This is a genomic window from Sphingomonas sp. HF-S4 (genome assembly GCF_032911445.1).
Taxonomy (GTDB): domain Bacteria; phylum Pseudomonadota; class Alphaproteobacteria; order Sphingomonadales; family Sphingomonadaceae; genus Sphingomonas; species Sphingomonas agrestis.
The window spans coordinates 1,505,632-1,525,385 of sequence record NZ_JAWJEJ010000001.1; the positions used below are offsets into that span (position 1 = coordinate 1,505,632).

The window sequence follows — 19,754 nt, forward strand, 5'->3', positions numbered from 1 at the left end:
CGCCAAAAAGCCTATGTCGCCCCGCAATCATGGCAACCAAACTCCCTGAGTCCCCTCGTATCGGGATGGTGTCGCTCGGCTGTCCGAAGAACCTCGTCGACAGCGAACGCATCCTCACCAAGCTGCGCAGCGACGGCTATGCGATGTCCCCCGATTATCAGGGCGCCGACATCGTGCTGGTCAACACCTGCGGATTCCTAGATTCCGCCAAGGAAGAATCGCTCGAGGCGATCGGCGAGGCGATCGCCGAGAACGGCCGCGTCATCGTCACCGGCTGCATGGGCAAGGAAGCCGAAGTCATCCGCGCGCGCTTCCCCAATGTGCTCGCGGTCACCGGCGCGCACCAATATGAGGAAGTCGTGGGCGCGGTCCACGAGGCGGCACCGATGCCGCCCTCGCCCTTCGTCAACCTCGTCCCCGATGCCGGGCTCAAGCTGACGCCGCGCCACTACAGCTATCTCAAGATTTCCGAGGGCTGCAACCATCGCTGCGCCTTCTGCATCATCCCGAGCCTGCGCGGCGACCTCGTCAGCCGCCGCCCCGACGCGATCCTCCGTGAGGCCGAGAAGCTCGTCGAGGCGGGCACCAAGGAACTGCTGGTGATCAGCCAGGACACCTCGGCCTATGGCGTCGATATCCGCAAGGAGCCGCGGATGTGGAAGGGCGAGCAAATCGTCCCCCACATGACCGACCTCGCCCGCGAGCTCGGCAAGATCGCGCCCTGGGTGCGGCTGCACTATGTCTACCCCTACCCCCATGTCGACCAGGTCATCCCGCTGATGGCCGAGGGGCTGATCCTCCCCTATCTCGACATCCCGTTCCAGCACGCCGCGCCCAACGTGCTCCGCCGCATGCGCCGCCCCGCCAACGAGGCCAAGGTGCTCGAGCGGCTGCGTGGCTGGCGTGCGATCGCCCCAGACATCACGATCCGCTCGACCTTCGTGGTCGGCTTCCCCGGCGAGACCGAGGCGGACTTCCAGTACCTGCTCGACTGGCTCGACGAGGCCCAGCTCGATCGCGTCGGCGCGTTCCGCTTCGAACCGGTCGAAGGCGCCACGGCCAACCTCCTCCCCGATCCGGTGCCCGAAGAAGTCAAGGAAGAGCGCTACGCCCGGGTGATGGAGAAGACCGCGGCGATTTCCGCCGCGAAGCTCCAGGCCAAAGTCGGCCGCACGCTCGAGGTCATCATCGACGAAGTCGGCGAGGACGGCGCCACCGGCCGCAGCCAGGCCGACGCGCCCGAGATCGACGGAGAGGTCTTCCTGCGCGACGCCGGCCACCTCACGCAGGGCGATATCGTCCAGGTCGAGATCGAGGACGCCGACGAGCATGACCTCTACGGTGTCCCGCTCGCGCGCTGAGCGTCTCTTGCGCAGGGTATAACCTGCGGCCAAGGTCGCGGTGACAGGCGCGCAGCAGCATCTATGCTCGGCGCCGAACCCGGAGGCCCCATGATCCGTACCGCATTCGCCGCACTGCTTCTTCTGGCTACGCCGGCAGCGGCGCAAGAGCTCACGCCCGAGCAATCGGCGCAGGTAGACCGGATCGTCGCCGATGCGCTGGCCTCGACCCAGGTCCCTTCGGCGTCGGTGGCGATCGTGCGCGACGGCAAGATCGTCTTCACCAAGGCATGGGGCAATCAGGGGCCCAACGTCCCGGCCGCCACGCCCGACACCAAATATCAGATCGCCTCGATCTCCAAGCAGTTCACTGCCGCGGGGCTGTTGCTGCTCGAGGACGATGGCAAATTGAGCCTCGACGACACGATCGGCAAATACCTTCCCGGCATCTCGGGCGGCGCAACGATCACCATCCGCCAGCTGCTCAGCCATACCTCGGGGCTGCAGGATTATTGGCCGCAGGACTATAGCTTCGCCGCGATGGAGAGCCGCGCGACGCCGCAGGCGATACTCGATCGCTGGGCCAAGAAGCCGCTCGATTTCGCGCCCGGCAGCCAGTGGCAATATTCGAACACCGGATATGTCGCCGCGGGGATGATCCTGGAGAAGGTCGCCGGCGAGCCGATCCTGGCGTTCCTCGAACGCCGCCTGTTCAAGCCGCTCGGCATCCGCCCGGTCGATCAGGATCTTGCGGTCGGCAAAGGCTATCCCACCGGCTACCGCCGCAACGCGCTCGGCCCGATCCGCCCGGTGATCGTGCCCGGCGCCGACTGGATGTTCGCCACCGGCGAGCTCGCGATGTCGGCCCCCGAACTCGCCAAGTGGAACATCGCCCGCATCGAGCGGAAGCTCCTCCCCGCCGAGGACTGGATCGAGCAGGAGCGGATGATCCGCCTGACCGACGGCAGCCCGGCCAATTACGGGCTCGGCGTGTCGCTCAGCCAGCGCGGCGACTACAAGCAGGTCAGCCACGGCGGCGCCGCGGTCGGCTTCCTCAGCCAGAGCATCGTGATCCCCGACGCGCGCCTCTCGGTGGTCGCTCTGGTCAACGGCGATTTCGGCAACGCCCAGTCGACGATCGCCAACGGCATCGTCAGCCTGCTCCTCCCCGCCGCCAAGGCCAATGACGACGAAGCCTGGCGCACCAAGCTCGCCCGCGACTTCTACGCCGCGCTCCAGAAAGGCGAGCCCGACCGCAGCCTGCTCACCGAAAACGCGGCCTATTATTTCAACGCCGAGACCGTTCGCGACTATCGCGACAGCCTCGGCCCACTCGGCGCCCCGACCAGCATCGAGCCGCTCGGCGCCCCGCGGCTGCGCGGCGGCTTCGTCAACCGCAACTACCGGATCGTCTATCCCACGCGGACGCTGACGCTCATCACCTATGCCGATCCGGGCCGCGACGGGAAGATCGAGGAATTCATGGTCACGCCCGCAAGCTGATGTTGCGCCTGCCTCTCCTCGCCAGCCTCGCCTGGCTCGGGCTGTCGAGCGCCAGCCCGGCCGATCCGACGACGCGGGTGACGCCCGTCGATCCGCTGACCGTCCAGGACGACGACTTCGCCCGCCATCGCGACCCCGCCGATTGGAGGGGGCTAAAGGTCAGCCGAATCGAGTTTCGCGAGGAGCGCGCGGCGTGGCGGCTGTGGCGCATCGCCAATGTTCGGCATCCCAAGGGGCCCTTGTGGTTCGTGCCCCACGACAACGAGAATGCCGGGTTCGAAGCGGGGCTGGAAGCGGTGCGCCGATGGGGCGGCACGCTGATCGCCGTCGATGCCGGCATTGCGGAGGATGGCGCGCGGATGAACAACGCGGTGGACTATGGGCGCCCCGTCGACCCTAACCGCAATTTCGATACCGCGCTTCCGGGCTATGCCCGCCGCATCCTTGCCGACCTTCGGCCGGGCATGCCGATCATCGCGCTCCACACCAATGCGCCGGGCTTCGACACCGCAGAGTCGCGCTGCAACCAGTCCGATCCGCAAGGCAGCGGGGTGATTTCGATCCGCTATTGCGACGACACGCTGATCCCCAGCCCCTCGCAGCGCCGCGCGTGGCCGTGGGACGACGACGACACCGTCGCCTTCGCCACCTATCGTACCGGAGCCAGCCCTAGCACCGCCTTCTGCCGCGATGCGATGGTCGGCGCGGACTTCAACGTCGTCCAGGAGCGCGTCGTCGCCAGCGATGGCTCGCTGTCGAACTACGCAGTGCTCCACGGCCTAGACTATCTCAACTTCGAGACCCTCGACCGCGGCGATGGCGCCGCAGGGCTCGCGGAAGGGCGGAAGCGCCTGCTCCATATCATCGACCGCGCACTCTCGATGTGCGCGCCCAACGTCAGGTAGTCTGTGCTTCTGTGAACGCAGGAGCACCAATCACGAAGGCAAAGCGTAGGCCACCACCTCGTCGCTCACCGGCGTCTGCATGAAATGGTGCCCGCCGGCATAGATCACGAGATACTGCTTGCCGTTCATCTCATAGACCATCGGGGTCGCCTGCCCGCCGCCGGGCAGCACGTCCTTCCACACCGTCTTACCGGTGCGCAGGTCGATCGCGCGGATCAGGTTGTCGGTCGCCGCGGCAACGAACACCAGCCCGCTCGCCGTTACCACCGCGCCGCCATTATTGGGCGTGCCGATCGTGATCGGCAACATCGACGGAATGCCGAAGGGCCCGTTGGTCCGCGCCTCGCCGAACGCGCGGTCCCAGATCGTCTTGCCCGTCGCCATGTCGATTGCGCGGATACCGCCATAAGGCGGCTGCTTGCACAGCATGCCAGTGAAGGGCAGCCGCCAGCCGGCATTGACGTCGATCGCATACGGCGTGTTGGCTTGAGGATCGCCCGCACCCTCGGCGCCGCCGATCTTGCCGCGAGCCTGTTCGCGCGGCGCCCAGCCCTTCTTGTCGGCCTCGGCGCGCGGCACCAGCCGGACGTAATTGGGCATGTCGTTGTAATTGGCGACGATCACCCCGCGCGCCGGGTCGACCGCGATCCCGCCCCAATCGGTTCCGCCGTTATAGCCCGGATATTCGATCGAGCGACGATCGCTCTCGGGCGGGGTGAAGAAGCCCTTGTAGCTCGCGCGGCGGAATTGGATCCTGCAGATCATCTGGTCGATCGGCGACATCCCCCACATGTCGTGCTCGGTCAGGTCGGGCTTGCGCAACGTGTGCCACAGCGACACCGGCTGGGTCACCGCGCGCTGTTGCGGTTCGACCCCGCCGCCGGGCGCCTTGATCTCGCCGATGGGGGTCAGCGGCTGGCCGGTGCGGCGATCGAGCACATAGATGTCGCCCTGTTTGGAGGGCAGCACCAGCGCCGGCGCACCCTTATAGTCCACCAGGGTCGCCTGCGCGCCGAAATCATAGTCCCACACGTCCTTGCGCACCGCCTGGAAGCGCCAGCGCGGCTTGCCGCTGGTGACGTCGAGCGCGACCAGCGACGTCGCGAATTGATTCTCCTCGGGCCGGCGCAGCGACGAATAATAATCCGCCGCGGCATTGCCCATCGGGAGATAGACGAGGCCGAGCTGCTCGTCGCCCGAGGCGATCGTCCACATGTTCGGGGTGCCCCGGGCCCATTCCTGCCCGGCAGGCGGCGCGCCGTTCCATTCGGGGTGCATCATGTCCCAGGCCCAGCGCAGCTGACCGGTGCGCGCGTCGAAGCCCTGGATCACGCCCGAGGGCGCCCAGCGATCCTGTCCGTCGAGCACCTGGTGCCCAGTGACGAGCACGCCGCGCACCAGCGTCGGCGGCGAATTGATCGAGACGAACCCGTCGGGAACCTTGCCCATGCCGATCTTGGCGTCGACCTGGCCGTTGCTGCCGAAATCGGCGCATAGCTGTCCCGAGCGCGCATCGACGGCGATCAGCCGCGCGTCCAGCGTCCCTTCGATGATCCGGGTTGCGCAGGGCTGGTCCGCCGCCATTCCCGGAACGGCGTAATAAACCACGCCGCGGCAGGCCGCGGTGTAGGGGATCGCAGTGTCGGGCACCTTGGGATCGTAGCGCCAGCGCTGCTTGCCCGTCGCCGGATCGAGCGCGATCATGATGTTCTTGGGCGTGCACAGATACAGGCTGTCGCCCACCTTGAGCGGGGTATTCTCGGCGCCATAGGTGTTGCGGATCTGCGGCGAGGACGGGAGGTCGCCGGTATGAATTTCCCAGGCGCGCCTGAGCTTGCCGACATTCTCGGCATTGATCTGGGTCAGCGGCGAATAGCGCCGCGCGCTGGTCGTGCCGCCATAAGCCGGCCAGTCGGCGCCGACCTGCTGGCCCGAAGGGTCGCCCATCCCCTGCGTCGACGCAGCGGGAAGCCCGCGCAGCACCGGATCAGGGGCTCCGGCAGCGGCGGCCCAGAAGTCGATCGTGGTGAGCACCAGCGCAAGCGCGCCGCCGGCCAAGGCGAAGCGCCACCGCTCGCGCCGCAGGCTCATGCTCGCCATCGCCGCGATGACCGCGAGCAGCAGCACCACCGGCGCGATCACGCGCGGCACTTGCGCCCAGGCGTTGGCGCCCACTTCCCACCACGCCCAGATCGCGCTGAGCACGACGATCGCGAGATACAACCACCCGCCGGTCATCCGCCCGCGGATCAGCAGCACGCCCGCCGCGATCATCGCCACGCCGGTGAGCAGATAGTAAAGCGAGCCGCCGAGCAGTGCGAGCCACGCGCCGCCGATCGCCAGGACCAATCCGATCAGTGCGAGGAGTCCCCCGACGAGCATCGACACCCAGCTGCCCCAGCGTCGCGACCGGGTTTCCGTCACCACGGGTCCATTGTCCGAATAGCTTCGAGTGTCGGTCACGGTCGGTCTCCACGCCGACGCGTCGTTGCAGGCGCGCAGGATCCAATGGCAACCAGCCGGCAGAAGGGCCGGTTCCGAAATGAACAAAATTTCATCTTGGGACTGGGGCTAGGCGCAGCGGCCTCGCGACCCTAGATCGTGGCCATGCCTGATCTCTCCACGCTCATCCAGCCCGATCGCGGCCAGCCCGCGCGCACCATCCACCTGGTCGATGCCAAGGGCTTCGATGCCTGGCTATCCGCGCAGCCGCCGCGCCACCGCACCGCCGCGCAGGCGCAGAAGCTGGCGCCGACCGGCTATTCGAGCGCAATCCTGCCGGGCGACGGGCCCGAAGACTGGTCGGTGGTCAGCGTCGTTGCCAATGTTGAGCGGCTGACCCCCTGGTGCCTCGCCAAGCTTGCCGAAACGCTGCCCGAGGGTACCTATCGCGTCGAGGGCCGCGAGCCCGGCAAGGCGCTCCATGGCTGGCTGACCGCGCAGTACAAGTTCGACCGCTACAAAAAGAAGGACGACAAGGTGCAGGGTCCGCGCGTCCTGCTCACCGGCGACCCCGCCAAGATGGAGGAGGCGCTGCGGCTGGCGAACGTCACCTTCAAGCTGCGCGACCGGATCAACACCGGCGCCAACGACATGGGCCCCGCCGACCTCGAAGCCGCCGCCGCCGGTCTGGCCAAGGACTATGGCGCCACACTCAGCGTCGCCAAGGGCAAGGACGTCGAGAAGGGCTATGGGATGCTCTGGGCGGTCGGCAAGGCGGCCGGCGAAGGCCGCGAGCCGCGGCTGATCGAACTCGAATGGGGCAATCCCGAGCATCCGCGCATCGCCATCATCGGCAAGGGCGTGTGCTTCGATACCGGCGGGCTCGACATCAAGCCCGCCGCCGGCATGCGGCTGATGAAGAAGGACATGGGCGGCGCTGCGCACGCGCTCGCACTCGCCGAGCTGGTGATGCAGCATCGCTTGCCCGTCCGCCTCCACATGCTCGTCCCCGCGGTCGAGAATTCGATCAACGGCGAGGCTACGCGCCCCGGCGACGTGATGATCTCGCGCAAGGGACTGTCGGTCGAGAACAGCAACACCGATGCCGAGGGCCGGCTGATCCTGGGCGACGCGCTGACCAAGGCCGAGGAAGCCAATCCCGAGCTCGTGTTCGACTTCGCGACGCTGACCGGCGCCGCCCGTGTCGCGCTCGGCGCCGATCTCCAGGCGCTCTTCGCCAACGACGACACGCTCGCCTCCGAACTGCTCGCCGCCGCAGAGACCGAAGCCGATCCGATGTGGCGGATGCCGCTTTACGATCCGTACAAGGAAGCCCTGAAGTCCGACGTCGCCGATCTGGTCAATGCGGCCGAGGGCCCGTTCGGCGGCGCGATCACCGCGGCGCTGTTCCTCAAGGAATTTGCGCCGGCCAAGGCGCAATGGGCGCATTTCGACATCTTCTGCTGGAACAGCGCGTCCAAGCCGGGCCGCCCCAAGGGCGCCGAGGCGGTCAGCCTGCGCGCCACCTGGAAGGTGCTCAAGGACCGCTACGCGAGCTGAATCCAGCCCTCGATGCCGTGCGCCTCGACATCGGCGCACGCCATCGCATGGCCGAACAGGAAGCCCTGGCCGAGCCTGCAGCCCAGCTCGCGGACGATGCGCGCAGTCGCCGCGGTCTCGATCCCCTCGGCCACTACGGGCAGGCCCAGCGTCTGGGCCATCGCGATCATCGCGCGCACCATCCGCAGCGCCGCCGGATCCCGCTCGATCGCGCGGATATAGGTCCGGTCGATCTTGATCTTGTCGAACGGCAGCATCTGGAGGTGCTGGAGCGACGAATAGCCCGTACCGAAATCGTCGAGCGCCAGGCGGATCCCCTGGTTCTTGAGCGATTCGACGGTCTGCTTGGCGCTCTCGGCATCGGCGATCAGCGCGTTCTCGGTGATCTCGATCGAGAGCCGCGGCGGCGGGAATTGCTCCTGCTTGAGCACCGCCAGCACCTTTTGGCTGAACCAGGGATCGCGCAGCTGGGTGGGAGATACGTTGATCGCGATGATCGTGTTCCAGTGCCGCGTCTCGGCACAGGCGCGGCGCAGCAGGCGGAGCATCAGCTCGTTGATCAGGCCGCATTCCTCGGCGATCGGGATGAACTGGTCGGGCCCGATCTCCTCGCCATCTGCGCGCCGCCAGCGCGCGAGCAGCTCGTAGCCGAAGGTGGTGCCGCTGCGCAGGTCGACGATCGGCTGGTAATAGGGCACGAATGCGTCGGCCGCCATCGCCTCGCGCATCTCGCTTTCGATCGCGGCGCGGCGGCGGATCTCGGCGTCGAGCATCGGCTCGAACGCGCAATGCTGGCTGCGGCCGGATTGCTTGGCGGCGTACAGCGCGATGTCGGCGCGGCGCATCAGCGTCTCGCGGTCGAGCGCGTCGTCGGGATAGAGCGAGATACCGACGCTGGCGCCGATATGGTGGACGAGATCGAAGCTGCCGAACGGCTTGCGCATCGCATGGACGATCGCATTGGCGGTGCGCCGCGCGCCCTCGGCCCCCGCCTCGACGATCACTGCGAACTCGTCGCCGCCCAGCCGGTAGCTTGTCCCCTGTTCGGCGACGACCGCGCTCAGCCGCGCCGCCACGTCGCGCAACAGCTGGTCCCCCACCGGATGGCCGTGAACGTCGTTGACCGACTTGAAATGGTCGAGGTCGATGACGAGCAGCCCCAGCGGATCGCCGTCGGCGGTGCGGTTCTCCAGCGCCTCGGCGAGCGCGCGGCGATTGGGCAGCCCGGTCAGCGGATCGTGATAGGCGAGCTGGTGCGCGCGTTGCTCGGCGCCCTGCGCGCGGCGCTTCTCGGCCGCCATGTCCGTGCGCGATGCCAGCACTTCGATGAAGCCGGCATGGCTGGTGCGCAGGATCCGCAGGATCACCGTCGCCACCAGAAGGATGTTGACGCCGAGCCCGCACAGGAACCAGTCGCCCGAAAAAATGAGGCACAGCGTTGCCGGCAACGCCCCGAAAAGCAGCACTGCCTGCCCCGCCCTCGGGAGCGGATGGAGGCAGTAGCAGCAACTGATCGCGCCGATGAAGATGTAGAGCGCGATGCACGCCCGGCGCACCAGATCGCCCTCCGCATAGAGCACCAGCCCCCAGCTGCCGAAGCCGAAACTCAGTATCGCCGCGACGATGATCGTCCCGGTCAGATAGCGGGGAATTGCCTCGGGCGCGGGCGTGAAGCTACGCCGCTGGAGCCAGAAGAGCGCGCGGATCCCCGAGAACAACGCCAGCGCCGCCGGCATGCCGAGACTCCAATACGGACTGACCGTTCCGTGGGCCGCGAAGCTCAGAAATGCCGCATCGACGAACATCATCACGTACATCAGCGGCACCTGCTTGCGCAGCGCGCGAAATTGCTCGACCAGGATCGCGCGTTCCTGGTCGCTGTCGATCGGTTCGGCAGGGAACGATAACCGCAGCATAGTCTCTTATAGCGGGCCCCACCCGGCCCCGGCACGGCTGGCGCGACGTTAACCCTGTTCGAACAGCAGCTTGCGCGCGAAAACGGGCAAATTCTTGGTATATATACGCCTATCGGCGCCCCACTGCCGGTCGCCCCAGCCGCCGCGATATTCCTCTGTCTCATGGAGCACGCCGAACACGTCCGGGTGCCGTATCCCAAAGCGGATCGCGCCGTGCCCGCCCATCCGATCGCCCGCGACCCCCGTTGCAAGCCGCCCCCGTTACCCGGCCTTGTGCCGGCGTCCCCCACGTGGCTGGGCGAGCCCATAGCGCCTCCAGCGCCTCGAGTGCGGCACCGGCCGGGTGACGACTGGGAAGGCACATCGAACCAAGCCTCTCCTCGCCAGCGTTCAGCTCTGCTACGCCCCTGCTATGCAGCCTCCGCATCCCAGGCTCACTCTCGTCGCCTGCATCCTCGCGTCGAGCCTCGCCTTTATCGATGGGTCGGTGACCAACGTCGCGCTGCCCGCGATCGGTGCCGATCTCGGCGCGAGCCCGGCCGAGCTGCAATGGACGATCAATGCCTATCTGCTGCCGCTCTCGGCGCTGCTGCTGATCGGCGGCGCGGCGGGGGACCATTTCGGGCGACGCAAGCTGCTCGTGCTCGGCATCGCGATCTTCGCGCTCGCCTCGGTCGCATGCGCAGTCGCCGCGGACCTGACTTTACTGCTGGCCGCACGCGCCGCACAGGGAATCGGCGCGGCGATCCTGCTCCCCAACAGCCTCGCGACCTTGAGCCACGCCTTTACCGGCGAGGCGCGGGGCAAGGCGATCGGCACCTGGGCGGGCGTCGGCGCGATCGCCGGCGCGGTCGGACCGCCGCTCGGCGGCTGGCTGGTCGACGCGATCGGCTGGCGCGCGATCTTCTACGTCAACGTGCCCGTCGCCGCCGCGGCGATCCTCATCGCGCTGCACTATGTCGAGGAAAGCGCCGAGGGCGAATTGCCGCTCGACCTGCCCGGTGCCTTCGCCGCCACGGTGGCGCTCGGCGCGATCACCTGGGGGCTCACGCTCTGGTCGAGCCACCGCGCCTTCGACGCCAGCGTCGCGATCGGGCTCGCCGCCGGCATCCTCGCCACTGCGGCGTTCCTGTGGATCGAGCATCACCGCGGCGCTCGCGCCATGATGCCGTTCGCGATGTTCGGTTCGCGCGCCTTTGCCGGGCTGACGCTGCTCACCTTCCTGCTCTACGGCGCGCTCGGCGGGGTGCTCCTCCTCCTCCCCTTCGTGCTGATCGAGGCGGCGGGCTATACCGCGCTCCAGGCCGGGCTCGCGCTGCTGCCGATGCCGCTAGGCATGGGGCTGGCCTCGCGCGTGATGGGGCGGCTGACTGCGCGGGTCGGCCCGCGCTGGCCGCTGACCATCGGCGCGGCGATCGTCGCGATTGGCTTCGGGCTGCTCGTGCTGGTCGATGATGGCGCGCCCTATTGGAGCTCGGTGTTTCCCGGCTGCCTGGTCATCGCGATCGGGATGTCGAGCGTCGCCGCACCGCTGACCACCGCGGTGCTTGCCTCGGTCGACGACACGCATAGCGGCACCGCCTCTGGCTTCAACAGCGCGATCGCGCGCACCGGCGGGCTGATCGCCACTGCGATCGCTGGCGCAGTGATCGCCAGCGCCGGCCGCGAACTCATCACCGCCTTCCACGGTGGCGTGGTGGTCGGCGCAACCCTCGCCGCCGCCTCCAGCCTCACTGCACTGCTGACGCTCGGAGAAATCAGGAAAGCGACGCCGCGCCCCGAATGATCGGCACGAACTTCTCGGCGGTCAGGCTCGCCCCGCCGACCAGCGCGCCATCGACATTGTCGACCGCAAGGATGTCGGCCGCATTCGCGCCGGTCACCGATCCGCCATAGAGGATGCGAATGCCCGCCGCCGCATCGCCGACCATCGTCCGCAGCTTGGCGCGCGCGATCGCGTGGATCGATCCGATCTCGTCGAGCGTCGGGGTCTTGCCGGTGCCGATCGCCCATCGCGGCTCATAGGCCAGCGTCAGCCAGTCGCCATGCGCGCCCTCGGGCAACGACTTCTCGATCTGCGACTGGACAATCCGCTCCGCCCTCCCGGCGTCGCGCTCGGCATCGGTCTCGCCGCAGCACAGGATCACCTGCAGCCCGTGGCGCCGTGCCGCCGCCGCCTTGGCCCAGGCATCGTGGCTGGTCTCGTGCTGGTCCGCACGGCGCTCGGAGTGGCCGACGATCGTCAGCGTCGCGCCGCATTCGCGCAGCATCGCGCCCGAGATGCAGCCGGTATGGGCGCCCTTGTCGGCCTCGTGCAGATCCTGCGCGCCGATCGGCAGTCCACCCGCCACCGCCACGGCGGGCGCGATCAGTGTAAAGGGCACGCACAGCGCCACATCGACACCGGGATTCGCCGCCGCCTCGGCTGCGATCGCCTCCACTTCGCCGAGCTGCGCCTTGAGCCCGTGCATCTTCCAGTTTCCGGCGACCAGCTTGCGGCGCATGTCTTACTCCTCTTCGTTGCATGGCCGATACCAAGCCATGCGCGCCGCACAAGCTTGAAGGCCGCCCCAGAGCGCCCTAAAGCACCTCAAATTCCTCTTTCGAACGGCCCTTCATGCTCAATTCCTTCCGCCGCTTCACCAAGTCGCGCTTCGGCCTGATCGCGGTGTTCGTGTTCCTCGCGGTGATCGCGCTCGCCTTCGCCGCGGGCGACATCACCGGCGTGCGCTCGAATGGCGGCACCGGTGGCGGCAACGTTGTGGCCAAGGTCGGCGACCGCAAGATCACCGACGCCGAGCTGCGTGAGCGGATCGACATCTTCCTGCGCAATCTCCAGCGCGGCGGCCAGAATGTGACGATGGCGCAGTTCCTGGCGCAAGGCGGGCTCGAACTGGCGCTCGACGAGATGATCAACGGCGCGTCGATGGTCGAGTTCGGCAAGCAATCGGGCATGCAGGTGAGCAAGAAGCTGGTCGACGGCGAGATCGCCAGCAACCCGGCGTTCTTCGGCCTCGACGGCAAGTTCAGCCAGAAGCAGTTCGAGGAACTGCTCGGCCAGAACCGCATCTCGCCGGTCACCTTCCGCAACCAGATGACCGACGACCGCTATCGTAGCTGGTTCGTCAACCGCGCCACGATCGGCAACCAGATTCCCGAGGGCGTCGTCCTCCCCTATGCCTCGCTGCTGCTCGAGCGCCGTGCCGGCGTGGTCGGGCTGGTCTCGACGATCGCGATGGACCCCGGCGCCGACCCCGACGACAAGACGCTGACCGCCTGGTACAACGGCAAGCGCGCGCGCTACACCGTGCCCGAGCGCCGGATTCTGCGCTATGCCGTGGTCAACCCGGACTCGCTCAAGGACCGCACCGCCGCCACCGAGGCCGAGATCGCCGACGCCTATAAAAAGGCCGGCAACCGCTTCGCCGCTACCGAGAAGCGCAGCGTCCGCCAACTCGTCACGCTCGACCAGGCGACGGCGAATCGCATCGCGAACGAAGTGAAGGGCGGCAAGACGCTCGCCGCCGCCGCATCCGCCGCCGGGCTGGAGCCGACCAGCTTCGAGGGCGTCGAGAAGGCCGCGCTCGCCAAGCAGACCGCCCCCGCGGTCGCCGATGCAGCCTTCGCCGCGGCGCAGGGCGCGGTCGCCGGCCCGATCCGCTCGCAGCTCGGCTGGCACATCCTCCAGGTAGAGAAGGTCGAGGCGGTCGCCGCCAAAACGCTCGACCAGGCGCGCACCGAACTCGCCGGCGAGATCGGCGCACGCAAGCTCGCCGAGGCGCTCGCCGCGCTGCGCCAGTCGCTCGAGGACGGCGTCGGCGACGGCAAGACCTTCGACGAGGCGGTCGCCGACGCCAAGCTGACCGCAACGCGCTCGCCCGCGCTCACCGCTGCGGGCACCAACCCCGACGATCCCAACTACAAGCCCGATGCGACGATCGCCCCGGTGATGCGCGCCGGCTTCACCTTCGAGCAGGCCGGCGACGAGCCGCAGGTCGTCGCGCTCGGCGCCGACGGCACCTTCGCGCTGGTCGGGCTCGAGCGGGTCGTCCCCGCCGCCCCGCGCCCGCTCGCGCAGATCCGCGATCGCGTGGTGAAGGACTATCTGGTCGAGCAGGCGCTGACCAAGGCGCGCGCCGTCGCCACGGGTATGATCGCCAAGCTCGAAAAGGGCGTGCCGATGCAGCAGGCGCTGGCCGAGGCCGGCGTCACCAAGGGTCCGCCGCCAAAGCCGTTCGATTTCAAGCGCTCCGAGATCCTCGGCCCCAACATGGCGCCCTATCTCCAGATGGCGTTCCAGATGGCGCCGAAAAAGGCGAAGCTGGTCGAGGGATCGAACCGCGAGGGCTATTACGTGGTCTATCTCGACAAGGTCGAGGAGCACAGCGCCGCGAACGATCCGGCGGCGCTCCAGCGCGTGCGCGGCGACATCGCGCCGCAGGTCGGGCCGGAATATGCGCGCCAGTTCATCGCGTCGATGCGCAACCACTTGAAGGTCACGCGCAACGAAAAGGCGATTGCAGCGCTCAAGGCCGAGCTGAGCCGCACCGGATCGGCACGCTGAGGTGATCGAGGGCGTCGAAGGCGCGCGGGCGGCGCTCGCCGCCGGCCGGCCTGCGCTGCTGTGGCGGCGCGAAGTCGCCGATACCGAGACCCCGGTTGCCGCTGCGCTCAAGCTGATCGAGCCGGGCCGCGGCGACTTCCTGCTCGAATCGGTCGAGGGCGGATCGGTGCGCGGGCGGCACAGCATGATCGGGCTCGCCCCCGATTTGGTGTTCCGCGCCACCGGCGCGGACGCCGCGATCAATCCGCATTGGCTCAGTGATCGCGAAGCGTTCGCTCCCTGCGCCGAGCCCGCGCTCGAGGCGCTGCGCAGCCTCGTCCAACGCTGCCGGATGGACGCGCCTGCCGAGCTGCCCCGCGCGCTCGCCTGCCTCGTCGGCTATTTCAGCTACGAGACGGTCGGGCTGGTCGAGACGCTGCCGCGCCCGCCCGAGAACCCGGTCGGCCTGCCCGATATGATGTTCGTGCGACCGACGGTGATCCTGATCTTCGATCGGCTGGCCGACACGCTGTTCCTCGTCGCGCCGGTCTGGCCCGATGCCGACAAGGCGGCCGACGCGCTGATCGAGGCGGCGGCCGAGCGCATCGATGCGACGGCAGCGCGGCTCGCAACCGCGCCGCTCCCCGCGCCGGTCCGCGCCGAACCGGGCGAGATCGCACTGACCCCGGTGCTGGCGCCCGGCCGCTATGGTGAGATGGTGGCGCGCGCCAAGGACTATATCGCCGCTGGCGACATCTTCCAGGTCGTGCTCGCCCAGCGCTTCACCACGCCGTTCGCGCTGCCGCCGTTCGAGCTGTATCGCGCGCTGCGCCGAGTGAACCCCTCGCCCTTCCTCTACCATCTCGACCTGCCCGGCTTCGCGCTGACCGGATCGAGCCCCGAGATCCTCGTCCGCGCGCGCGATGGCGAGATCACCATCCGCCCGATCGCCGGCACCCGCCCCCGCGGCAAGACTGCCGCTGAGGACGAGGCCAACCGCGCGTCGCTGCTCGCCGATCCCAAGGAGCGCGCCGAGCACCTGATGCTGCTCGATCTCGGCCGCAACGATGTTGGCCGCGCCGCCGAGGCGGGCAGCGTGCGGGTGACCGACAGCTACACCGTCGAATTCTACAGTCACGTCATGCACATCGTCTCGAACGTCGTCGGCAGCCTCAAGCCCGGCGCCGACGCGCTCGACGCGCTGTTCGCGGGGTTTCCGGCGGGCACGGTCAGCGGCGCGCCCAAGGTCCGCGCCTGCCAGATCATCGCCGAGCTCGAGCAGGAGACGCGCGGGCCCTATGCCGGCGGCGTCGGCTATTTCTCGCCCGACGGATCGATGGATTCGTGCATCGTGCTGCGCACCGCTTTGGTCAAGGACGGCATGATGCACGTCCAGGCCGGCGCCGGCATCGTCGCGGACAGCGATCCGGCCTATGAGCAGCGCGAATGCGAGGCCAAGGCCGGTGCGCTGTTCGCGGCCGCCCGCGAAGCGGTTGCCCGGGCCAGCGAGGCGGGATTCGGCCAGTAATCCCTCTCCCACAAGGGGAGAGGGGAACGATCAATCCTCCGCCGGTCCCTGCACCCGCGCGGCCTTAGCCTTCTGGTCGACTCGCTCCTGATACCATTGCCGGATCGCCGCGCGCGTGCAGCCGGTCTGGCCGCCCGAGCCCACCGGCGAGCAGCTGTTGGGCAGCCCGGCGCGGTTGAACTGCTCGACGCTTTCGACGCGATTGGTCCAGGCGTTCGATGCCGGACCCTCCTTGGGCTGCTCGCGGAAGCGCTTGGGGATGCGATAGGGCGATTCGCCGGCATTGGCGCAGACGACGATCTCGTCCTCGCTCTGCGCCTTGGGGCATTGCTCGTCGCCATAGAGCAGGATCGAGCGCACCCGCTGCGGCGGTCCGTCGCCCTGGGCGCTGTCCTGCGGCAGCGCGGGACCGGCGATCAATGCGGCGAAGAGGAATGAAAGCATGGAAACTCCTTAAGACGATCGATGACGCCTCTGCATCGCCCGCGTTGCCGCGGCACTATGGCCGCGCCAAGGCAATTGTGCGTTCGCCCCAAACGCCTTAACCGGGCCTGCATGATCCTGGTCATCGACAATTACGACAGCTTCACCTGGAACCTCGTCCATTACCTGATGGAGTTGGGCGCCGAGGTGCAGGTGGTGCGCAACGACGCGCTCACCGCGCGCGACGCGGTGGCGAGCAACGCCCAGGCCTTTTTGATCTCGCCCGGCCCGTGCACCCCCAACGAGGCGGGGATCAGCCTCGACCTGGTCGCCGCCTGCGCCCACCTCAAGAAGCCGCTGCTCGGCGTTTGCCTGGGCCACCAGGCGATCGGCCAGCATTTCGGCGGCAAGGTCGTGCGCGGCGGACTGATGCACGGCAAGACCTGCCCGGTCGCACATGACGGCACCGGGCTGTTCGAAGGGCTCCCCTCGCCTTTCACCGCGACGCGCTATCACTCGCTGATCGTTACCGACATTCCCGACACGCTGCTGGTTAACGCCACCGCCGACGACGCCTCGGTAATGGGCTTCCGCCACGCCGAGCTGCCGATCCACGGCGTCCAGTTCCACCCCGAGAGCATCGCCACCGAGCACGGCCATGCGATGCTGGCGAACTTCCTCAAGATGGCCGGGATCGAAGCGAAAGCGCTCGCCTGAGCCCCGTTACGATGCAGTGCAAACCATCGGCACCATCCGCCCCACTGCATACGTGACCCGCTTGCCCTTGCCGCGGATGCTATACCGCGGATTTTCGTACCAGAAACCCGACCTCACCGGCTTGCGCTGCAGCACGATCTCCTCGTTGCTGCCCGGCGAGACGATCCGCGCGGTCTCACCCGAATATTCGACGATCATCCCCGGCGCGCGGTCGCAGGCATAGGTCACGCGCATGTCGGTCATCGCCGGCGGCCGGTGCTTGCAGCCCGCCAGCAACCCGAGCGCGACGATCGCCAACAGGATACGCATGCCACTTCTCCACTTGTCCGTGACGACGCCTCTACCGCGTCTCGCCAGCGCACACCACAGCCCGGCTTGGCCGCCCCCCAACAGGATTTGCTCGACTCGCGCCGCCGCCCCCGGAATAGAGGCGCGGTGACTGTCTCGACGCTCCTGCCCGATCCTTCCTCGCCGCTTGCCCGCGAAAGCGCCGCGCAGGCCTTTACCGACATCCTGGACGGCACCGTCCCGGAGCCCGCGATCGAGGCCTTCCTGATCGCGCTTAGCACCCGCGGCGAGACCAGCATCGAGATCGCCGAGGCCGCACGGGCGATGCGCTCGCGGCTGATCCCGATCACCGCCCCCGCCGGCGCGATCGACGTCTGCGGCACCGGCGGCGACGGCCACCACACGCTCAATGTCTCGACCGCGGTCAGCCTCGTCGTCGCGGCGTGCGGCGTGCCGGTCGCCAAGCACGGCAACCGCGCCGCCTCGTCCAAGGCGGGGGCCGCCGACACGCTGGAGGCACTCGGCCTCAACCTCGATCGCGCCGGCGCGCGCGCGCAGGAGAGCCTGGACGAGATCGGCATCGCCTTCCTGTTCGCCCAGCACCACCACCCTGCCCTGGCGCGGCTCGGCCCGCTGCGCCGCCGCATCGCCCGGCGGACGATCTTCAACCTGATGGGCCCGCTCGCCAATCCCGCGCATGTCACGCGCCAGCTGATCGGCATCGCCCGCCCCGATTACGCCCCGATCTATGCCGAGGCGCTGGTCCAGCTCGGCGCCGAGGCCGCGGCGATCGTCTCGGGCGAAGAAGGATTGGACGAGCTTTCGACCGAAGCGAGCAGCGTCATCGTCAATGTCGGCAGCGCCCGGCTGCCCACGCGGATCACGCCCGAGGACGCCGGCCTGCCGCGCCACCCGCTCAGCGCGATCCGCGGCGGCGACCCCGAATATAACGCGCTTGCACTGCGCCGCCTGCTCCAGGGCGAGACCGGGCCTTACCGTGATGCGGTCCTGCTCAACGCCGCCGCCGCGCTGATGGTCGCCGGCCGCGCCGACACGCTCGTCGATGGCGTCGAGGAGGCTGCCGAGGCGATCGACGCCGGGCTTGCCAACGCGCTGCTCGACTGCTGGATCGCCTTCGCATGACCATCCTCGACAAGATCCTCGCCACCAAGCGCAGCGAAGTCGCCGCGCGCCGCGCCGCGCCCACCGAGCGCCCGACGCCCAGCGCGCCGCGCGGGTTCAAGGCGGCGCTCGACGCCAAGGTGGCGGCAGGCGGCTATGGCCTGATCGCCGAGATCAAGAAGGCGAGCCCGTCCAAGGGGCTGATCCGTGCCGATTTCGATCCCCCCGCGCATGCCCGCGCCTATGCAGCCGGCGGCGCGGCGTGCCTGTCGGTGCTCACCGATTACGAATATTTCCAGGGGCATGAAGACTATCTGATCGCCGCACGCGCCGCCTGCGACCTCCCCGTGCTGCGGAAGGACTTCATGGTCGATCCCTGGCAGGTCGCGGAGTCGCGGAGCATCGGCGCCGACGCAATCCTGATCATCGTCGCCGCGCTCGACGACGGCGCGATGGCCGAGATCGAGGCCGCGGCCTTCGAACACGGCATGGACGTGCTGGTCGAAGTCCACGATGCCGACGAGCTCGAACGCGCGCTCAGGCTCAAGTCGCGGCTGATCGGGGTCAACAATCGCAACCTCAAGACCTTCGAAGTCGACCTTCAGAAAACCTACGAACTCGTCCGCCATGCGCCCAGGAATTGCACCTTCGTTGCCGAGAGCGGCCTCACCACCCGTGCCGATTTGGACGCGATGGCCGAACACGACATTCGCTGCTTCCTGATCGGCGAATCGCTGATGCGCCAGGACGATATCGAGGCCGCGACAAGGGCGATGGTGGGATGAGCAAGGCGATGCCAATCTCCTTCTCCCCGGTGAGGAGAGGGATCCTATGACCAACCTCACCCATCTCGACTCCACCGGCGCCGCCCACATGGTGGACATCGCCGGAAAACCCGTCACTGCGCGCGAAGCCGTCGCCACCGGCCGCATCACCATGTCGGCGCAAGCCGCCGCCGCGATTCGCGAAGGCAGCGTCCAGAAGGGCGACGTCCTCGCCACCTCGCGCATCGCCGGGATCATGGCCGCCAAGAAGACCGCCGAGCTGATCCCGCTCTGCCACCCCCTTCCCCTCACGCGCGTGGCGATCGACCTCGCCCCCGACGCGAGCGGCGTCACCGTCACCGCCACTGCCGCTACCGAAGGCAAGACCGGCGTCGAGATGGAGGCGCTCACCGCTGCCAGCGTCGCGCTGCTCACCCTCTACGACATGGCCAAGGCGCTCGATAAGGCGATGGTCATCGGCGATATCCGCCTGCTCACCAAGACCGGCGGCAAATCGGGCGACTGGGCCGCCTAACTTCCCGCTCCCCTCCAGGGGAAACGGCCGGGAGGGGCGCAGTGTGTCTGCGGCCCTGACCGCATGGCCCGATCCCACGGGAACACCTCTGCCCCGCCCTCGTTGTGCCGCTTCGAACGAACCCGGCCGCCCCAGCGTTAGGGATTCTACAACCGTCAAAATTAACCC

General features: G+C 68.2%; 16 protein-coding genes. 11 read left to right on the forward strand and 5 right to left on the reverse strand.

The genetic code is table 11. From position 1 onward, the window contains the following. Nucleotides 1–29 precede the first annotated feature (29 nt). The 3 genes from rimO to RZN05_RS06480 all read left to right on the forward strand — a co-directional run bounded on the left by rimO (nt 30) and on the right by RZN05_RS06480 (nt 3,748). Nucleotides 30–1,361: a 30S ribosomal protein S12 methylthiotransferase RimO gene (gene rimO, locus RZN05_RS06470; RefSeq protein WP_317225801.1), complete on the forward strand. Its 1,332-nt coding sequence runs from the start codon at nt 30–32 to the stop codon at nt 1,359–1,361. A 90-nt stretch (nt 1,362–1,451) separates the two neighbouring features. Then, nucleotides 1,452–2,843 carry a serine hydrolase domain-containing protein gene (locus tag RZN05_RS06475; RefSeq protein ID WP_317225802.1) on the forward strand — a complete coding sequence of 464 codons (1,392 nt, stop codon included), beginning with the start codon at nt 1,452–1,454 and terminating at the stop codon, nt 2,841–2,843. After that, nucleotides 2,843–3,748 carry a hypothetical protein gene (locus RZN05_RS06480; protein ID WP_317225803.1) on the forward strand — a complete coding sequence of 302 codons (906 nt, stop codon included), beginning with the start codon at nt 2,843–2,845 and terminating at the stop codon, nt 3,746–3,748. The genes RZN05_RS06475 and RZN05_RS06480 overlap by 1 nt, the downstream gene beginning before the upstream one ends. A 30-nt stretch (nt 3,749–3,778) precedes the next feature. Here the strand turns inward: RZN05_RS06480 and RZN05_RS06485 are convergent, their stop codons facing one another. Beyond that, nucleotides 3,779–6,130 (reverse strand): membrane-bound PQQ-dependent dehydrogenase, glucose/quinate/shikimate family, encoded by a 2,352-nt coding sequence (locus RZN05_RS06485; protein WP_317227577.1) that lies wholly within the window; start codon nt 6,128–6,130, stop codon nt 3,779–3,781. A gap of 225 nt (nt 6,131–6,355) precedes the next feature. Here RZN05_RS06485 and RZN05_RS06490 point away from each other — a divergent pair, with 225 nt between their 5' ends. Continuing rightward, entirely contained in the window at nt 6,356–7,750 is a 1,395-nt protein-coding gene (locus RZN05_RS06490; RefSeq protein ID WP_317225804.1) for a leucyl aminopeptidase family protein, read from the forward strand. Here the strand turns inward: RZN05_RS06490 and RZN05_RS06495 are convergent. Then, entirely contained in the window at nt 7,738–9,666 is a 1,929-nt protein-coding gene (locus RZN05_RS06495) for a putative bifunctional diguanylate cyclase/phosphodiesterase (protein WP_317225805.1), read from the reverse strand. The genes RZN05_RS06490 and RZN05_RS06495 overlap by 13 nt on opposite strands. A gap of 412 nt (nt 9,667–10,078) precedes the next feature. Between RZN05_RS06495 and RZN05_RS06500 the strand changes: the two genes are divergently transcribed. Next, the gene (locus tag RZN05_RS06500; protein ID WP_317225806.1) at nt 10,079–11,452 is read left to right on the forward strand and encodes an MFS transporter; all 1,374 of its coding nucleotides are present in this window, start codon (nt 10,079–10,081) and stop codon (nt 11,450–11,452) included. On the opposite strand, the gene tpiA is transcribed toward RZN05_RS06500, so the two are convergent. Further along, the gene (tpiA, locus tag RZN05_RS06505; RefSeq protein WP_317225807.1) at nt 11,424–12,170 is read right to left on the reverse strand and encodes a triose-phosphate isomerase; all 747 of its coding nucleotides are present in this window, start codon (nt 12,168–12,170) and stop codon (nt 11,424–11,426) included. The two genes, RZN05_RS06500 and tpiA, sit on opposite strands and share 29 nt — an antisense overlap. A gap of 113 nt (nt 12,171–12,283) precedes the next feature. Here tpiA and RZN05_RS06510 point away from each other — a divergent pair, with 113 nt between their 5' ends. Both RZN05_RS06510 and trpE read left to right on the forward strand, forming a co-directional pair. Then, nucleotides 12,284–14,230, forward strand: a complete 1,947-nt coding sequence (locus RZN05_RS06510; protein WP_317225808.1) for a peptidylprolyl isomerase — start codon at nt 12,284–12,286, stop codon at nt 14,228–14,230. Between the two features lies 1 nt (nt 14,231). Continuing rightward, complete coding sequence (gene trpE, locus RZN05_RS06515) at nt 14,232–15,737, forward strand: anthranilate synthase component I (protein ID WP_317225809.1); 1,506 nt, start codon at nt 14,232–14,234, stop codon at nt 15,735–15,737. Nucleotides 15,738–15,767: 30 nt separating this feature from the next. Here trpE and RZN05_RS06520 read toward each other — a convergent pair whose 3' ends face one another. Beyond that, the gene (locus RZN05_RS06520) at nt 15,768–16,181 is read right to left on the reverse strand and encodes a hypothetical protein (protein WP_317225810.1); all 414 of its coding nucleotides are present in this window, start codon (nt 16,179–16,181) and stop codon (nt 15,768–15,770) included. 111 nt (nt 16,182–16,292) lie between these two features. Here RZN05_RS06520 and RZN05_RS06525 point away from each other — a divergent pair, with 111 nt between their 5' ends. Then, the gene (locus tag RZN05_RS06525) at nt 16,293–16,877 is read left to right on the forward strand and encodes an anthranilate synthase component II (protein ID WP_317225811.1); all 585 of its coding nucleotides are present in this window, start codon (nt 16,293–16,295) and stop codon (nt 16,875–16,877) included. Nucleotides 16,878–16,883: 6 nt separating this feature from the next. On the opposite strand, the gene RZN05_RS06530 is transcribed toward RZN05_RS06525, so the two are convergent. Beyond that, nucleotides 16,884–17,186: a hypothetical protein gene (locus tag RZN05_RS06530; RefSeq protein WP_317225812.1), complete on the reverse strand. Its 303-nt coding sequence runs from the start codon at nt 17,184–17,186 to the stop codon at nt 16,884–16,886. Nucleotides 17,187–17,312: 126 nt separating this feature from the next. On the opposite strand from RZN05_RS06530, the gene trpD reads away from it, so the two are divergent. From trpD to moaC, 3 genes are read left to right on the forward strand one after another with little or no spacing between them, the layout of a single operon-like run. Next, complete coding sequence (gene trpD / locus RZN05_RS06535; RefSeq protein ID WP_317225813.1) at nt 17,313–18,308, forward strand: anthranilate phosphoribosyltransferase; 996 nt, start codon at nt 17,313–17,315, stop codon at nt 18,306–18,308. Next, entirely contained in the window at nt 18,305–19,072 is a 768-nt protein-coding gene (gene trpC, locus RZN05_RS06540) for an indole-3-glycerol phosphate synthase TrpC (protein ID WP_317225814.1), read from the forward strand. Before trpD ends, trpC begins: the two co-directional genes overlap by 4 nt. A gap of 46 nt (nt 19,073–19,118) precedes the next feature. Further along, the gene (gene moaC / locus RZN05_RS06545; protein WP_317225815.1) at nt 19,119–19,586 is read left to right on the forward strand and encodes a cyclic pyranopterin monophosphate synthase MoaC; all 468 of its coding nucleotides are present in this window, start codon (nt 19,119–19,121) and stop codon (nt 19,584–19,586) included. Nucleotides 19,587–19,754: the final 168 nt, after the last annotated feature.

Coding starts and splice junctions, on each gene's coding strand:
- RZN05_RS06490 (WP_317225804.1), top strand. CDS start 6,356: ATGCCTGATCTCTCCACGCTCATCCAGCCCGATCGCGGCCAGCCCGCG.
- RZN05_RS06495 (WP_317225805.1), bottom strand. CDS start 9,666: ATGCTGCGGTTATCGTTCCCTGCCGAACCGATCGACAGCGACCAGGAA.
- RZN05_RS06485 (WP_317227577.1), bottom strand. CDS start 6,130: ATGCTCGTCGGGGGACTCCTCGCACTGATCGGATTGGTCCTGGCGATC.
- RZN05_RS06530 (WP_317225812.1), bottom strand. CDS start 17,186: ATGCGTATCCTGTTGGCGATCGTCGCGCTCGGGTTGCTGGCGGGCTGC.
- trpC (WP_317225814.1), top strand. CDS start 18,305: ATGACCATCCTCGACAAGATCCTCGCCACCAAGCGCAGCGAAGTCGCC.
- RZN05_RS06500 (WP_317225806.1), top strand. CDS start 10,079: ATGCAGCCTCCGCATCCCAGGCTCACTCTCGTCGCCTGCATCCTCGCG.
- moaC (WP_317225815.1), top strand. CDS start 19,119: ATGACCAACCTCACCCATCTCGACTCCACCGGCGCCGCCCACATGGTG.
- RZN05_RS06520 (WP_317225810.1), bottom strand. CDS start 16,181: ATGCTTTCATTCCTCTTCGCCGCATTGATCGCCGGTCCCGCGCTGCCG.
- RZN05_RS06480 (WP_317225803.1), top strand. CDS start 2,843: ATGTTGCGCCTGCCTCTCCTCGCCAGCCTCGCCTGGCTCGGGCTGTCG.
- tpiA (WP_317225807.1), bottom strand. CDS start 12,170: ATGCGCCGCAAGCTGGTCGCCGGAAACTGGAAGATGCACGGGCTCAAG.
- RZN05_RS06510 (WP_317225808.1), top strand. CDS start 12,284: ATGCTCAATTCCTTCCGCCGCTTCACCAAGTCGCGCTTCGGCCTGATC.
- RZN05_RS06525 (WP_317225811.1), top strand. CDS start 16,293: ATGATCCTGGTCATCGACAATTACGACAGCTTCACCTGGAACCTCGTC.
- RZN05_RS06475 (WP_317225802.1), top strand. CDS start 1,452: ATGATCCGTACCGCATTCGCCGCACTGCTTCTTCTGGCTACGCCGGCA.
- rimO (WP_317225801.1), top strand. CDS start 30: ATGGCAACCAAACTCCCTGAGTCCCCTCGTATCGGGATGGTGTCGCTC.